The organism is Streptomyces liliiviolaceus (genome assembly GCF_018070025.1).
In the GTDB taxonomy this organism is placed as follows: domain Bacteria; phylum Actinomycetota; class Actinomycetes; order Streptomycetales; family Streptomycetaceae; genus Streptomyces; species Streptomyces liliiviolaceus.
In genome coordinates this window covers 4,167,508-4,182,259 of record NZ_JAGPYQ010000001.1, presented here as the reverse complement: position 1 = coordinate 4,182,259, position 14,752 = coordinate 4,167,508, and the positions used below count along the sequence as shown (strand labels likewise).

The 14,752-nt window shown below is 70.6% G+C and carries 17 protein-coding genes; 4 read left to right on the top strand and 13 right to left on the bottom strand.

The window, feature by feature from the left end:
• Window positions 1-27 precede the first annotated feature (27 nt).
• Window positions 28-1,458: a GH39 family glycosyl hydrolase gene (locus J8N05_RS18325; protein WP_210884104.1), complete on the bottom strand. Its 1,431-nt coding sequence runs from the start codon at window positions 1,456-1,458 to the stop codon at window positions 28-30.
• Window positions 1,459-1,634: 176 nt separating this feature from the next.
• On the opposite strand from J8N05_RS18325, the gene J8N05_RS18320 reads away from it, so the two are divergent.
• The gene (locus J8N05_RS18320) at window positions 1,635-2,729 is read left to right on the top strand and encodes a DUF5925 domain-containing protein (RefSeq protein WP_210884103.1); all 1,095 of its coding nucleotides are present in this window, start codon (window positions 1,635-1,637) and stop codon (window positions 2,727-2,729) included.
• 209 nt (window positions 2,730-2,938) lie between these two features.
• Here J8N05_RS18320 and J8N05_RS18315 read toward each other — a convergent pair whose 3' ends face one another.
• Window positions 2,939-3,319 (bottom strand): GntR family transcriptional regulator, encoded by a 381-nt coding sequence (locus J8N05_RS18315; RefSeq protein WP_210884101.1) that lies wholly within the window; start codon window positions 3,317-3,319, stop codon window positions 2,939-2,941.
• A gap of 71 nt (window positions 3,320-3,390) precedes the next feature.
• Between J8N05_RS18315 and J8N05_RS18310 the strand changes: the two genes are divergently transcribed.
• Window positions 3,391-4,320, top strand: a complete 930-nt coding sequence (locus J8N05_RS18310) for a GNAT family N-acetyltransferase (protein ID WP_210884099.1) — start codon at window positions 3,391-3,393, stop codon at window positions 4,318-4,320.
• Entirely contained in the window at window positions 4,301-4,822 is a 522-nt protein-coding gene (locus tag J8N05_RS18305) for a DUF402 domain-containing protein (RefSeq protein ID WP_210884097.1), read from the top strand. The genes J8N05_RS18310 and J8N05_RS18305 overlap by 20 nt, the downstream gene beginning before the upstream one ends.
• Window positions 4,823-4,853: 31 nt before the next feature.
• On the opposite strand, the gene J8N05_RS18300 is transcribed toward J8N05_RS18305, so the two are convergent.
• The gene (locus J8N05_RS18300) at window positions 4,854-5,468 is read right to left on the bottom strand and encodes a class I SAM-dependent methyltransferase (RefSeq protein ID WP_210884095.1); all 615 of its coding nucleotides are present in this window, start codon (window positions 5,466-5,468) and stop codon (window positions 4,854-4,856) included.
• Between the two features lie 222 nt (window positions 5,469-5,690).
• Between J8N05_RS18300 and J8N05_RS47905 the strand changes: the two genes are divergently transcribed.
• A complete protein-coding gene (locus tag J8N05_RS47905; protein WP_107021143.1) occupies window positions 5,691-5,825 on the top strand; it encodes a hypothetical protein in 135 nt (44 codons plus the stop codon).
• A 42-nt stretch (window positions 5,826-5,867) separates the two neighbouring features.
• On the opposite strand, the gene J8N05_RS18295 is transcribed toward J8N05_RS47905, so the two are convergent.
• From J8N05_RS18295 to J8N05_RS18250, 10 genes are all read right to left on the bottom strand, one after another.
• Window positions 5,868-6,332: a GNAT family N-acetyltransferase gene (locus tag J8N05_RS18295; protein WP_210884093.1), complete on the bottom strand. Its 465-nt coding sequence runs from the start codon at window positions 6,330-6,332 to the stop codon at window positions 5,868-5,870.
• 158 nt (window positions 6,333-6,490) lie between these two features.
• Window positions 6,491-7,684 carry a site-specific integrase gene (locus J8N05_RS18290; RefSeq protein WP_210884091.1) on the bottom strand — a complete coding sequence of 398 codons (1,194 nt, stop codon included), beginning with the start codon at window positions 7,682-7,684 and terminating at the stop codon, window positions 6,491-6,493.
• 67 nt (window positions 7,685-7,751) lie between these two features.
• A complete protein-coding gene (locus J8N05_RS18285; RefSeq protein ID WP_210884090.1) occupies window positions 7,752-8,000 on the bottom strand; it encodes a helix-turn-helix domain-containing protein in 249 nt (82 codons plus the stop codon).
• Window positions 8,001-8,026: 26 nt separating this feature from the next.
• Window positions 8,027-9,487 (bottom strand): DNA primase family protein, encoded by a 1,461-nt coding sequence (locus tag J8N05_RS18280; protein WP_210884088.1) that lies wholly within the window; start codon window positions 9,485-9,487, stop codon window positions 8,027-8,029.
• A gap of 164 nt (window positions 9,488-9,651) precedes the next feature.
• Window positions 9,652-10,560, bottom strand: a complete 909-nt coding sequence (locus tag J8N05_RS18275) for a bifunctional DNA primase/polymerase (RefSeq protein WP_210884086.1) — start codon at window positions 10,558-10,560, stop codon at window positions 9,652-9,654.
• Between the two features lie 88 nt (window positions 10,561-10,648).
• The gene (locus tag J8N05_RS18270) at window positions 10,649-10,960 is read right to left on the bottom strand and encodes a hypothetical protein (RefSeq protein WP_210884085.1); all 312 of its coding nucleotides are present in this window, start codon (window positions 10,958-10,960) and stop codon (window positions 10,649-10,651) included.
• Between the two features lie 171 nt (window positions 10,961-11,131).
• Window positions 11,132-13,225, bottom strand: coding sequence for a plasmid transfer protein TraB (traB, locus tag J8N05_RS18265; protein WP_247706314.1), 2,094 nt, complete (start codon window positions 13,223-13,225; stop codon window positions 11,132-11,134).
• A gap of 12 nt (window positions 13,226-13,237) precedes the next feature.
• Window positions 13,238-13,852, bottom strand: coding sequence for a plasmid transfer protein TraA (gene traA, locus J8N05_RS18260; protein WP_247706313.1), 615 nt, complete (start codon window positions 13,850-13,852; stop codon window positions 13,238-13,240).
• 18 nt (window positions 13,853-13,870) lie between these two features.
• Window positions 13,871-14,335, bottom strand: coding sequence for a hypothetical protein (locus J8N05_RS18255; protein WP_210884083.1), 465 nt, complete (start codon window positions 14,333-14,335; stop codon window positions 13,871-13,873).
• A gap of 33 nt (window positions 14,336-14,368) precedes the next feature.
• Complete coding sequence (locus tag J8N05_RS18250) at window positions 14,369-14,752, bottom strand: RRQRL motif-containing zinc-binding protein (RefSeq protein ID WP_210884081.1); 384 nt, start codon at window positions 14,750-14,752, stop codon at window positions 14,369-14,371.

The following is a 14,752-nucleotide window of genomic DNA, read 5'->3' as shown; positions in this document are numbered from 1 at the left end:
GACACACGACCCGCCGCGCCCCACCCCCTACCGGCGAACCCACTTCACTTCATACGCCCCCATGTCGAACCGCCGCCCATCAACCTGCGCACTGATCGTGCGCCCCAACGTGTTCACGACGAGAACAACCCGCTCGGACGCCAGCACCCGCACATTGGCCCGATCGTCCGCCGCGACGGCCACCGACTCGTACTCCGTCCCGGGAGGGAACTCCGCCCCGAACCGGGAGAGAAGGCCGAGCATCGGCAACGGCTTGCCCCCCGAGGAGCGATCCGTGGGCGTCCACAGACACCCCGCACACCCGTCCCCGCCCCCGCCCCCCTTCTCCGTCTCCGGATTCCAGTAGAAGCCGGACGTGGCCCCGCCCCGCACCATGGCGATCAACGCGGCGGCGTGCACGGCGACCCGGTGCGACTCGGACCACCCGTCCCGTACGTCGTCGGCGTCCGCGGGCTCCACGTAGTACTCGGCCCACCACAGCGGCAGGTCGCCGGTCCGCGAGCGGACCCACCGGCTCACGGCCGTGAACTTCTCGGTGGCCGCAAACTCGTCCGGCAGCAGCTCGTCGTCCCTGGTGTAACTGGATCCGTCGACGACGACGAAATCCGCGCCCGCCTTGTGCTTGTTCCAGTAGTCGAAGGCATCGAGGACCCGTTGGTCCAGCGCGCCCCAACTGCCCCTCACCGTGGGCGAGGCGTCCTCCTTCTGGCGGGGGTCGAGACTGTCCATCACCAGATACGGCCCGCCGACCTCGATGTCCTCGTCGACCTTCTTCAGCGCCTTGTAGACGAGGTTGTACAACTGCGTGTAGCCCTCGTAGTCCCAGCGGGCGGCGGAGTCGTTCCAGAAACCCTTGAACTCGTTCCACACGATGAAGTGGCGTACGTCCGGATAACGCCTGGCGACGGTCGCGGCGAGTGCCGCGTAGTCCTTGTAGTGGGCGCGGTCCGGAGCCGTCTCCAGGGCCGCCTGGCTCCAGTCGGTCCGGTCGGCGCCGGGCTTGCCGCCCTTCATCCAGTCCGGCGCGCAGCACAGCGTGACGACCGGCGTGCCGCCCGTCTCGCGGACGAAGTCGATCCGGCGGTCCATCGCCTCGAAGTCGTAACGCCCCTTCACCGGCTCGGGGTTGTCCGCGCCCCAGCCCATGATGTGCTGGATCTGCGGCGGGGACTGCTCTCCGAGGCGCTCCGCCACGCGCTTCGTGGCGGCCACGCTGCCCTCGTCGGCGCTGTACTGGGTGTGGGTGAACCCCCAGCCCACTTCCGGCTTCGGCGCCGGGGGGACGGACGGCGTGCCGTGCACCTTGTCGCCGTCGCGGGTCGTGCCCGCCTCACTCCCGGCGCTTCCGGGCAGCGTGTGGATCAGGGTCAGGACCAGGGCCACAGCGGCCACACCCACGCCGAGCAGAGCGGTGAAGCGCCACCGCCGAGCCCCCGAATTCCACCCATGACGTGCCATCAAGGACAACAGTAACCGCGCGCGTCAGCGGCGGAACAGCTTCCGGAACACCACAGCCCTGTAACAGGACAGCGCCCGGGCAGGCCGGCAGGGACCCGTGGGCCCCGCCGAGGACGCCCGTGGACGCAACGCGGAAACCGGATGCACGGGGCGTCCGTGTGACGGATCATGTCGGCATGTCTGCCAACCCGCACGACGCTCTGCCGATCCGGCTCAACGTCGACGACAGCGACTCACCGTCGGACGTCGTCGACGCGCTGTTCCTCGGCCGCTTCGCGACGGGCGAGCAGCCGCACTCGCACTCGGCGAACATCGACCGCGTACGGTCCGGGGTCTCCCTTCTCCCGCCGGGCGCGCGGGTGTTGCGGTCCGCCCGCGACGACGACCGCAGCGCGACGCTCGCGGAGGGCGACGGCTGGACGCTGCTCGTGTCGCGCTGGAACCGCGGCGCCGACGTGACGGTCACCGCGACCAGCGAGGAGCTCGCCGAGAAGGTCCTCGGCCAGGCCACGGACGGCGCGGCCGACGAGCCCGAACCGCAACCAGAGAACGTGACCATGGGGTTCTGGTACGTGTCCCCGCGGCGCGGCCCGCACCGCACGACCCGGCAGATCTCGGCGGGTACGTGGGAAGAGGTGCGCGGCAACTACACGGCGCCGGTGGCGGACGCCATGGACGGCCTGATGAAGACCACGCCCGAGGACATCGCGGGCCGGCTGCTGTTGCTGCACGGTCCACCGGGCACGGGCAAGACCTCGGCGCTGCGCACGCTGGCGCGTTCGTGGCGGGACTGGTGCCAGGTGGACTGCGTCCTGGACCCGGAACGGCTGTTCTCCGACGTCGGCTATCTGATGGACATCGCCATCGGCGAGGAGGACGGCTCGGGGAAGGGGCGCTGGCGGCTGCTCCTCCTTGAGGACTGCGACGAACTGATCCGCGGCGAGGCCAAGCACACGGCGGGTCAGGCGCTGTCGCGGCTGCTCAACCTCACGGACGGACTGCTGGGCCAGGGCCGCAACGTCCTGGTGGGCGTCACGACCAACGAGGACCTGGAGCGCCTGCACCCCGCGGTGGTCCGCCCCGGCCGCTGCCTCGCGCGCATCGAGGTGGGCCCGCTGACCCGCCGGGAGTCCACGGCCTGGCTGGGCACGGACGAGGGCGTGGGCCGCGACGGCGCAACCCTGGCGGAGCTGTACGCCCTACGCAGAGGCACGACCCCGACCTCGGTCCCGGACCAACGGGCCGACACGGAGGCAGGCTTGTACCTCTGACCAACCTGCCACCCACCAGCACCGCTCACTCCCCGCCGCTCAACTCCGCCGCGCCGGCGAGCAACCACCGCGACGCACCCCGGCGGTGCCGAACCCACCCCCGCCCACTCCGCGCAGGCCACGACCACCGGCCGCCGCCCGGGACCCGACCGCGGCGGTCGGCCGGGGTGGCCGGGCAGGGCGGTGGGGCGACGGCCGCGCCCCACCCGTCAGCCGGACTCCCCGTAAGCCGCGCGCAGCGCATCCCGTACCGCGGCGAGGGCCGCGGCCTCCGACAGCCCGAGCCGCCGTACGCGCTCGGCGTAGGCCTGCGCGTCGGACGCGGCCGTACGGTCGGCCGCCGAGCCCGCGGCGGCGACGAGCGTGCCGTTGCGCCCCCGCGTCTCGATGACCCCGTCGGCCTCAAGCGCCCGGTACGCCTTGGCGACCGTGTTGGCGGCGAGACCGAGCTCCTCCGCCAGCCCCCGCACCGTGGGCAGCCGGTACCCCACCGGCAGCGCCCCGGCCCTCGCCTGCTCGGAGATCTGGGCGCGCACCTGCTCGTAGGGCGCGACCCCCGTACCGTCATCGATGTCGATCTTCAGTGTCACCCCGTGATTGTCCCGCACCCGCCGGAAAATGAGAGGCGGCCTGCCGCACCCCGCGCGTAGCGTGCGATTCCATGACTGTGATCGTCCGCGACCTCCGCACCGAGGATGCCGAGGACGCCGAAGGCTTCTCGCACATCCGGCGTCTGGCCCTCCCCTACATGCTCTCCACCCCGGAGTCCGTCCTCCACGACGTCACACACGCTCACCCCGACGCGCATTTCCGGCCGCTGGTCGCCGAGGAGGACGGCGAACTCATCGGCACGGCCAACACGGGCGTCGTGTACGACAGCCCGCAGCCGGGCCAGGGCTATCTGAACGTGTACGTGCACCCGGAGCGCCGTGGCCGCGGCGCGGGCGCGCTGCTCGTACGGACAGCGGAGGAGCATCTCGCCGAGGTGTCCGCGAACAAGCTCTTCGCCTGGGTCCTCGACGAGCCCGCGAACCGGTCCTTCGCCGAGCGGCGCGGCTACCGCGCGAGCCGCTCCGCGCACTTCCTCCGTCTCGACCTGGCGAACAGCCCGCTGCCGCCGCGCCCGGAGGCGCCCGCGGGCGTGGAGCTGCGCACGGCCGCGGACTTCGCCGACGACCCGCGCCCCCTGTTCGAACTGGACGCGGAGACGCTCGCGGACGAACCGAGCGACATCGCCCACGAGTTCACCGACTACGAGGCGTGGCTGAAGGAGACCTGGCACCACCCCCTCCTCAGCCAGGAGCTGACCTCGGTCGCGGTCGTCGACGGCCGGCCCGCCGCGTTCAGCGCCGCCCGCACCGACGGCGGCACCCGGTACGGCACGGTGATGACCGGCACGGCCCGCGCCCACCGCGGACGGGGCCTGGCCAAACTCGCCAAGGCCGACTCCCTGCACCGCGCCCGCGCCGCCGGCTTCACGGAGGCGTTCACGGGCAACGACTCGGGCAACGGCCCGATGCTCGCGATCAACAAGTGGTTCGGCTACGAGATCTGCGCCACGGAGGTGCAGCATGTCCGCGAACTCGGCTGATCCCTCACTCCGGAAGGCCGTGGACATCGTCCTGGTCAAGGCCGGCCGTACGAAGATCCGGTACCCGGCCGACCTGCTCCACGACGACGGGACGCACGTCGTCGTCCGCGCGGCCTGGGCGGGAGCGGGCGTCCGCGACTTCGGCTTCGTACGCTTCGAGCCGGGCGACGTCTTCACCGAGCACTACTGGCGCGACCGCTGGTACGCCGTGAAGGAGGTCCGGAACGCCGAGGGCACGCTCAAGGGCTGGTACTGCGACATCGCCCGCCCGGCCGAGGTCACCACGGCCGACGCCACCCCGGGCGAGGTGGTCTGCGAGGATCTCGACCTGGACCTGTGGCGCTCCGCCGACGGCGGGACCGTACTGCGCCTCGACGAGGACGAGTTCGCGGCGAGCGGCCTGGAGACCACCGATCCGCGGGCCGCGTCCGCAGCCCGGGCGGCCCTGGACGAACTCGAACTCCGCGCCCGCGAAGGCGACTTCGAGGCACTGCTGGCCTAGCCCCGCAGCCAGGTAGCCCTCCCCCGGCGTCTCACGGCACGGCGATCACCGCGTACCGCTCGTCCCCCACCTCCCGGCCCCACAGCAGGGAGTCGTCCGACAGGCGTTCCACGCGCACGTCCTCGGCGAGGGGCGCGAGCAGAGCCGTCAGCCGGTCGGCGGGTATGCCGACCGGGCTCACCGTCCCCCAGACGCCCTCGACGAGGACGAGCCGCCCGCCGGGGCGCAGCAGCCCGCGCCAGTGCCGCAGGACGCGGCCGGGCTCGGGCAGTGTCCACAGCACATGGCGGACGAGGACGACGTCGAACCGCTGCTCCCCGACGGGCGGGGCCGCCGCGTCACCGACCAGGAACGCGGCGTCGCGTCCGGCCAGTTTGGCGCGGGCCAGCCCGACCATGCGGGGCGAGAGGTCGACGCCGGTGACCCGGTGCCGCGCCTCGGACGCGAGGAGCGACAGGCTGCCCGTGCCGCAGCCCAGATCGAGCACGTCCGAGGGGCTGCGGGGCAGCCAGCCGCGCAGTCTGGCCGCCCATGCCTCGCGCACGGTGGGGTCCCGCAGTCCGTGGTCCGGCTCGTCGTCGAAGGTGTCGGCCTCCACGTCCCAGTCGACGCCGGACCGCTCTCCACCAGCACTGTCACCCGTCATGCACCCAGAGTGGCACCCGCCACTGACAACGGGCCGAGTCCCGGTCCGGGCCCCCACCCGGGCCCATCCTTCGTACAAACCGACAAGATGTCCGACATGTGGACTCATTGATGAAACGTGACAGTCGCCACTGACAAGCGGCCACCGATGAGTCACCCTCCCGGAAATGGTCTGACCCCGTGAGAACGCGGTACTCGGCAGACCAGCCGCAGGGAGGCCCCTATGCGCCGCATGACCATGCAGAAGCCCCTGAAGAAGTCGGATTCCCGTCGCGTACGGGAAGAGGCCGACCAGCGCCCGGCCGAGCGTCCGGAAGTCCGGAAGGACATCCATCGCACCTGGTGGCCGGACGGGTGAGCGCCCCGGGGCAGAACGCCTCCCCGGTCGGGTCGGAGACGGTCAGGGTGCGAGCCGCTTGCGGTAGTGGAGCCGGTCGTAGGGGCCGTCCACGCGGCGTTCGACGAGTTCGTACCCGTACCGGGGGTAGAGGTTCCGGTTCTCCCACATCAGCGCGTTCGTGTAGAGCCTGACCTCGGGCAGCCCCAGCGCCCGCGCGTGCGCGTCCACGAAGGCGAGCAGCCGCCGTCCCACGCCCTGACCGTGGGCGTCCGGGCGGACGGCGACGCTGTCGAGGAACAGATGGTCCTCGTGCGCCTCGACCACCACGAGCCCGACCACCGGCTCCCCCAGGACGAACACCCGCCCCGCGGCGATCTCGGCCGCGTGGTCCGCCCGCATGGGCTGCGGCACGACCCCGATCCGCTCGATGTAGGGGCCGTACGCCGCATCGGTCACGGCCCGCACGACGGCCGCGTCGGCGAGGACGGCCGGCCGGATCCCCGGCTCCCGCGCACTGTCTTCCATGCCCGGAACGGTACCTACCTGAGCCCAGTCTCAGCACTCCCTTAACGGCACCGTAAGGGCCTCTGACCTGCCGCAAGAGCCTCGCTCGCAGGTCAGAGGCGGTACCCGAGGACCTCATCTAGGCACGGGGAGCCAAACAGGGAGCCACCGCGCGCGAGTCAGCCTGCCTCAGGGGTACCTCCATCCTTCGCGTCGTCTTCACCAAAGATGTCGTCCATCGCTTCCGCGCCCTCGGAGATGACGGGGCGCAGTTGCTTGCGGTAGACCCGCTCAGTCGTTCCGCTACCCATGTGCCCGACAAGGCGCGCGATGACCTCGATCGGAATCCCATGGTCCGACAGCAGGGACACGAAGCTTGTCCGCAGCTCGCGCGGAGTCCACTCATGCGGATGCACGAAACCCGCCTCTTTGAGCAGCCCTCGGAAGTTCCGGCGCACATTCAGAGCGCTACGCACTTCGCCGGTCTCGGTCGGGAAGACGAGAGTCTCATCACTCCACGCTTTCCCGCCTGCCAGGCATCTGGCCTGCTCTTGACGCTTGTGCGCCTTCATGACGAGAGCGGCTTGCCGCGGCATAGCCAGTGATCGTCGGCTCTTACGGGTCTTCGTATCGCCGTGTCGACGCACTGAACGCCACACGTCGACGTGAGGCTTGTCCTTGCCGGAGCCTGACAGGTGAATGTGGGCCCACGTGAGGGGGCGCGCTTCCTCCGGGCGGACGCCCACGAGAAGCGACAAGACCACGTAGGCGTGGATCCAACTGCCCTCCCGCGCACGAAGAACCGCCTCCCCCTGTTTCAGCGAAAGCGACTTGCTCGGCCGGCCAGCCTGCCCGTCCGGTACCTCGACCAGATCAGCCACGTTACGGATAGCCCTGCCTCTCCTCTGAGCGTGGCTGATCGACCGCCGCAGGATCGAATGAACCATCTTCAGAGACTGAGTCGCGAGAACCTCGGCCTCTGCCTCCAACCACTCGTCAAGATCATCGGCCTCAAGATCCCGCATCTTGGCCTTACCGAGATGCGGGATGATGTGGTGATCCGCGAGGCTCTTGTATGTATCGACACTCGTCGCCTCCCTGCCCCTGAGCCCCTGGGACAGCCAGTCGGTCACGGCTTGGGCGACGCTGTAGTTGGCGGGCGCCTTGGCTCCCTTCTCCAACTCCTTCCGCAACTCACGGAGTTTCTGGCGGACCTCGGCCTTTGTCCTGCCTGACACCTTCGAGCGGTTGCGCTTGCCGGCCGGGGTGTAGCCGAGAGACACCGCGCCGATGTACCGGTTCTTGGACTTGTCCCAGTAGATCGAGTCGTCGCCGTGTCCCGCTCTGGGACGCCGATCGGGGGTCTCGGTCATGCGTCGTTACCTTCCAAACAGAAGAGCAGGGCCGCATCCGTGGATGCGGCCCTGCTCTGTGGTGACGTCAGGCGGCTGTGTCAGCTTCGTGTTTCAGAAGTTCGACGTACTCATCGATCCACTCCACGGGCACGAGACGCCGGCGACCACGGCGGACGGTACGGAGCCGCCCAAGGCGTATCTCGTCGTACGTCGCGGTGCGCCCGATGCCAAGGAGCTCTGCTGCGACTTCCACGCTGCACAGACGGGGCAGTGCCGGAACGGCGGCCTCCGTCACAGATGCACTCACGGAGACCTCCACGAGTTGGGAATACATTCCTCTGAGTCGCGACTCATCGGCACTCAACGGCGCTCAGAGGGGTCTTGAGCGTCGCTGAGTCGCGACTCTGGCAAATGTGGTTCGCGCAGGGCGAGCGTGATCCCGTTGTAGGTGATCACCTGCCGGCCGTACGCGTCGCGGGGGCGAGTTCGGTTGAGTTGGGGAACGACGGACAGCAGGTTGCGGCCGAACATCTGCTTCGTGCCGGGTCGCACGCCGTTGTCCTCAGACCACTCCCGCCACACGTTCCATAGGACATCCACGGGGACGCTGCACGTGGGACCGGTGGCGCAGCGCTCGCGGACGAACGCGCTCGTTGGTGAGGCGGTGTCCTGCATGGTGGTGACTGCTTCGCGGCTGGACTGCGGTTCTGTGATCCGGCCGGTCTGCTGGAGTCGGGCGATGCCGTCGAGAGCCCAGTTCAGGATGCCGGGCATCTCCGTTGCGAGCCGGTCGGTGAGGGTGGTGTCTTCCTTGCCCAGCCATGAGACGCGCATGTTGAGCAGGATGAACCGTTTGGCGATGACGCCGGAGGAGTCGCCGAAGTGCGGCAGTTCGTTGGACAGCAGCATCAGTCGGGTGGGGAGCTTGCCCGTCCACTGTTCACGGTACTTGCGGTCCACGTCGATGGTGTCCTCCCCGGAGATCGTCAGTAGCCGCTCCACGACCTGGCTGTTGTCGCTGCCGGACAGCCGGGCGTCGGAGATGACCGCGAGCGGCTTGCCGATCAGGGTGGACAGTCCGAAGTTGGTGCCGAGTCCGGCGAGCGTGGGCCCGGCGAGGTTCTCTTTGCCGACCAGTTCTTTGAGTACGCGCGCGATGGTGCCCTTGCCGGAGCGGGACGGGCCGACGATCAGCATGACTTTCTGCTGGTCAGTGCGGCCGGACAACACGTAGCCGAACCACTCCTGCAGGGCGTTGATCGCATCCAGGTCATCAGGCCAGATCTGCCCCAGGAACCTCTCCCAGGTAGGTGCGGTCGCAGTCGGGTCGTAGGCGAAGGGGACGGAGACGAGGTTGAAGAAGTGCGGACCGTGCGGAAGTAGGACACGGTCCCTGATCCTGAGCAAGCCGTTCGCGCATGCCACGATGGGGCCACAGTCCTGCTCGCTCGGGTCGCCATTGGTGTCGAGCCAGACCGGAGCGTCGGTACCGGTGGGCAGCAGGGTGATGGCTCCCATCGCGTCTAGAAGGTTGCTGATCTTCTGTTTGGTCGGCGCCCACTCCCGCGGCTCCGGCTGTTCGTCCTTGCCGGGCACGTAGAAGACTGCGTGTTCCAGGCGCCGGTACATCGAAGCGCGCAGTTGCGCTTCGTCCTGTTCCCGCCAGCTGGCGCCGTTCCACCACATCCAGGAGGCACGCCAGCGCCGGCAGATGAGCTGTCCGTCCTCGGTCTGCCAGTCGGGCAGCAGTCGACGCGCGACCGCCAGCGGGTTCGACGGTGCGGGCAGCTCCTCATCCTCGAACGCCTGCGGGTCTTTCATGCTGCTGCCCGTGGTTACGTCCAAGTCAGGACCAGGAGCAGTGCGGACGCCCTTGCGGGCGGCGCTTTTCGGCTCGCCCATGACCGGCCCGGGTGCGGCCGGTTGGGCGGGGTGCGGGCTGCTCGGTTCTGGTTGGCCTTCCAAGCGGGGGCGGGGAGGGGTGTTCATGCCGTCTCCCGGGGCCTGACCTTGCGCAGGGAACTGTCCAGGGCACTGCGGATCGTGCTCCGGCACTCCGCAGCGGTGAGTCCCCGGGCCTCTCCCACCGCTTGGAAGGCGTTCTCTGCCACGTGCCGGGGGAGGTCGCCCCACGCGACGAACCGCCCCACCTTGAACGCGCACCGGTTCAGCGTGATGTTGCCCTGCTTCTCCAGCGCCGCCGCGACGACCGCGCATTCGGCTTCCAGCGCAGCCAGCGCTGCGCGGCTGCCGTCGACCGCGGGCAACGGCAACGGCACCACCAGTTGTGCGGGGGCGGGCTGCAGCACCTCCAGCAGCCATCCCGGCAGCGGTGCTGGGGCGGTGTCGTTGACGGTCTCGTACGATCCGCCTGGGATGGTGCTGCCGGCGGCGACGACGTATCCGCCCCATGCCCTCGTGTCGACCAGGGGTGCGAGGGTGCCCGCGGTGTTGCCCAGCCGGACGCCGGCCGGGGCGGTGAAGTACAGGTGTTGTCCGCCGCTCGCGGTCCGGACCCGGTAGGTGGTGGGGACGGTGTGGCCGGTGCGCTCGCAGAGCGCCTCAAAGGTCGCCGCGCCGTCAGGCGCGTCCGCACTGCTGTTGTCCTGATTCTTGGGCACGTCCAGGTCCACGACGACCAGCCCGGAGGGGCCGGTAGCGAGCCCGACGTTCGCGGGGCTGGCCTCCCAGCACCGGGTGATGCGGTGCGGGTCGACGGTCGCCCGCTCCTGCCACTTCAGATGCCCGCCGGCGCAGTCGCCGGTGGTGCGGCAGCGGTCGGCGCCGTGCAGGGCGGGCCGCTTCGTGCCGGGCCGGAGCGGGAAGACGTGCCACCCGCGCGCGGCGGCATCCAGCGCTGCGGACAGCAGCGCGGTACGGGGGTCATGGGTCATGCTGGAGGTCTCCAGTTCCTTCGATGGATGCTGGTGGCAAGGGCGGCCCCGCGACTTTGGCGAGACGAGGGGGCCGCCCTTGGCGTAACTAGAGGTGCTTGGTACGGGCGAGCCGGAGGGTGATTCCTCCGAATCCGATGGGTCCGGCGGCGCCGGCGATGACGGTCGCGGTGTGGGCGGCGGCATCGAGCAGCGCGCACAGCGCGACGACCAGCCCCCACCCACCGAGGGCGACGGCCCCGGCCACGGCGAGCGCGGTCATGATCCGGCGCCACGGGAGGGTGGTCGGGTGGGTGGTCGGGACGACGATGACGACCGGCTGCCCGGTGGCTTCGGCGCGGCGGTAGGCGTCGGCGGGGATGTGCGGGGCGATGATCCCCGGCGGGTCGCGGTAGGTCATTGGAGCCTTCCTTGGGTGAGGCGCGCGCTCGTGTCCGCGGGTGCTGCGGGGGCGCGTGCGGGTGAGGTGTCAGGCGGGTGTCACAGGGGTGTCAGGGACGGGTGTCAGGGCGCGTGACACCTGCCCCCGCCTAGGGGTTTGGGTGTCACAGGGGCGTGACGGTGTCAGGTGTCACGCGCGGGTCAGGGAGGGGACGATGCGCCACCGGCCGGTGGTGTTCGTCGGGGCGAGTCGGCCCTCCGCGGCTGCCTCCGCGAGCTTCTTGGACACCCACGGGCGGGAGAGGTTGTGGCGGTCGCACCAGTCGGACAGATCCTTGGGACCGATGATCATCTGTCCGTCTCGTTCGAACTCCGCGAGCGCCTCCGCGAGCAGCCGGCGGGCCTCTTCCCCCTTCGGCTTGCGGCCGGTGCCCTCTCCGAAGATCGGGGCATCGTCTCCGGTCTGCGCCGCGGGGAGTTCCTCCTCCGGGTCGATCTGCTCGTCCTCGGGGTCGTGTCGCGGGGCGTCGTCCATGTCGTCGTCCTCCGGATCGACCGCAGCGAGAGCGGCATGCGGTGCGCCGTGCCCGTCCCCGGGTACCGGCCGGCCGCCGTAGGCGTTGCCCGCGATGGATGCGGCGGCCCCGGCGGTGATCGGGTCGGCGGTGGCGCCGTTGCGCTGTGCCCACGCGGCGACGACTTCCATGAGGGACACCGACCGGTGGGTAAAGGCACGGGTGCGCCCCGGGGAGGCGTAGCGGTCCTCGGGCACGCCCGTGCTCACGAGGTAGCAGTAACCGGGCTTGCGGTTGCCCCACGCTCCCGGGTGCGCGCCCGCGTCCAAGACCCGGTCCGGGAGGGAGAATCCCTCGTCGCGCGGGTCGCAGCCGAGTGCGATCACGGACGGCAGGGCGGCGCGGGTGCTGGTGGACATCTGGTCGTAGGAGGGGCGCTGCAACGAGACGATCAGGGAGACACCCGCGGAACGGGCCTCTTGCGAGATCCCGGTGAACGCGTCGTCCCCGAGAGCCCGCAGGGTGCTGGCGGCCTCTTCCATCCAGGCCACGAGGAACGGCATCCCCGCGCAGCCGCACGCGGTGCCGTCCGGCCGGCAGGAGTGCTGGGGGTCGTTCTGCTGCTGGGCTGCCTGCGGGAGCCACTGCCGGTAGGAGTGCTGCCCGAGCCAGCGGGTCCGGGCAGGGATGACCTCCTGCAACGCTTCGACCATGACTTCGGTGGGGGTGCCGCCCTCGGCTGCCCAGTCGATGCCGGGGAGCAGGGGGCGGAAGTCCTGGAACATCTTCGGGTCGGACAGCCACAGCAGCACGTCGGAGCGGGAAAGGATCTCCGTCTGGAGATTCAGGGCGGTGTCGCCCTTGCCGGAGCCGGAGCCGCCGGCGATGAGCACGTGGGTGCCGTTGCGGTCGGCCTCCGGGTCGCCGGGCAGCCACAGGTGCATCGGCGCGCCGTCGTCGTACCGGCCGAGGAGCAGCGGGTCCGCGATGGAGCCTCCGAGGTTGGAGGGCCCGTCGTATTCGACGAACTCGGCAAGCATGTCCTCGGGGACGATGACGAGTTCGCCGCGGCGCACGGAGTCCGGGTCGGGCTGGTAGCGCACCGCGGAGGCGGGCAGGTCCAGCGCGGACGCGAGCAGTCCGAGCGCCTTCGTCACGTCGTCGTTGGTCTGCTCCCCCGCAGCGAGCGCGATGGGCGCGGTGACCCGGTTCGGCTCGACTTTCGCGGCGCCGATCTGCGCACGGGCCAGACCGATCTTCTCCAGCAGTCCCTTGTCGCCGCCCTGTCCGCTCGCTTCCCCGTCCGGGGTGCGCAGGATCATGCGCACGTTCCACGACAGGGCCACGACCGGCCCGCCCATCAGATACAGGTCGTCCAGCGGTCCCGCGAGCGGCCCGGCGAGGCATGCTCCGGTCACCCACGCGGAGCCCGCGGCCACGGTGATCGCGGAGTGCAGCCGGCGCTGTGCGGAGGTGTTGCGGCCGACCCACCAGGTGACGCCGGTGAGGGCGACGGAGGCGAGGGTGAGGCCGACTCCGGCCGGAGCGCTCTCCCCCCACCGCCAGTTCCCCAACGCGCCCGCGACACCGGCCGCACCGACTCCCAGCCACGGCGGCAGATGCGGCTTGGCCCGGTTGAGGAGGTACGCGCCGATCCCGCCCCCGGAGCCCTGCCCGGGGAGCAGACCCTCACCCCGGTAGTCGGCGACGATGCCGTCTCCGAGGTAGTCGGTGTGCCGCGCGCGGCCACCGCTGCTGTTCCTTGCCATGGTCAACCCTCCTTACTGCTGCGACCAGTCGATGACGGGCGCCTGCGGTTTGCGGGCCCGGTGGCGGACGCGGTTGATCTCTTCCTCGTACTCCTGCTGGAACGTCGCGTAGGCCGCAGCCGCGCTCTTGGCCGCGTGGCGCAGGTCGTCGGAGGCGCGGCGCATCTTGCGCGACACCTTGGCCGCACGCAGGCGGGAGCCGAACGCGCGGCCCTCCGGGTCCGGCACCGCCGCAAGCACGCCGTTCAAAATCTCCGCACCCATGGCCACCTCGATGGACAAGGTCACCGCAGCCGCGCGCAGGGTGTTGCAGTAGTTGCGGATCAGCGCGGGAGAGCTGAAGTCCGGTGCGGGGAGCAGGGTTTCGTGCCCGCGCCGGCCGCTGTTGCCGCGGGCCCGGTTGTTGTTCACGGTGATGTTGACGGGCGGGACGAACGAGCCGCCCATCGCGCCGACGAACCCTCCGACCGCTGCTCCCGCGTTGGTGAACTTGTTGCCCTTGCCGTGGTTGCTGTTGCCGTTGTTGGGCCTCTGGTACGGCTGCTGCGCCTGGTGTCGGGCGAAGTTGCGGGCCTGCGCGGAAGCGCTCGGGCCGCCGTTGCGCTGGCCCGCGTTGTTTGAAGCCACAGGTTCCTCCTGGTCAGGTCAGTGGGTGCGGCGAACGATGAGCCATGCGGTCTGTGTGCCGAGCAGGAGCAGCAGCCACCAGACCTCCAGCGGACCGGCGAGCGGACCGACCGCGACCGCGAGCGCCACCCACCCCCCGGCGAGAGCGGAGACGGCCGCGAGCGTGATCCGCCACGCGAGCGCGGATCCGTCGGCGGGGTGGCGGCGCTGGACGAGGGCGAACCAGACGAGGGGCGCGAGCGCGGCCGGGGCGAGCACGAGAGCCGCCCACCACGCGAGCGTGTGGAGTACGGCGGTGAGCACGAACGCCAGTAACGCCAGCCCGGTGGGGGCGAGCGCACGGCGGTGGTCCCACACGAGCAGCGCGAGCGCAGAGGCCGCGCGCCCGGTCAGGGAGTGCCGGTGTTCCGGCACGACGACGATGTACGGCTGCCGTCCGCGGCCACGTTGGCGCGGGATACGGACGGTCTTCGGGCTGGCCATGAAAGGCCCCTTCCAGACGGGACGATGGGATGTTCAGGCGGCGCGCTGTTCGTCCTCGGGGTAGGCGCAGGGCACGCACACCCCGAGCGAGGTGGGGATGACGTAGCCGGCATCCCGCCGGCACTGCGGGCAGGTGCGGCGCGCGGTGTTGGCCTTGGCGAGCGCGGCCCGTTTCGCCGGCGTCATCGGGCGGACGGGCTTGGCGCAGTCGAGTCGGTAGAGGTAGGCGACCAGCGGGCCGCGCCGGTAGCGCGGACGCAGCACCTGCCCCGCGACCGGCTGCCCACCAGGGCGCAGACCGCGGGCACGGAGCTGCCGGCGGGTGGCGTAGCCGTCCGGGGCGCAGCGCCACGGGAAGGTGGGGATCCCGTGGCGGGCGCCGGACGGGTCGAAGCACTTCGCGTAGGAGTACGACAT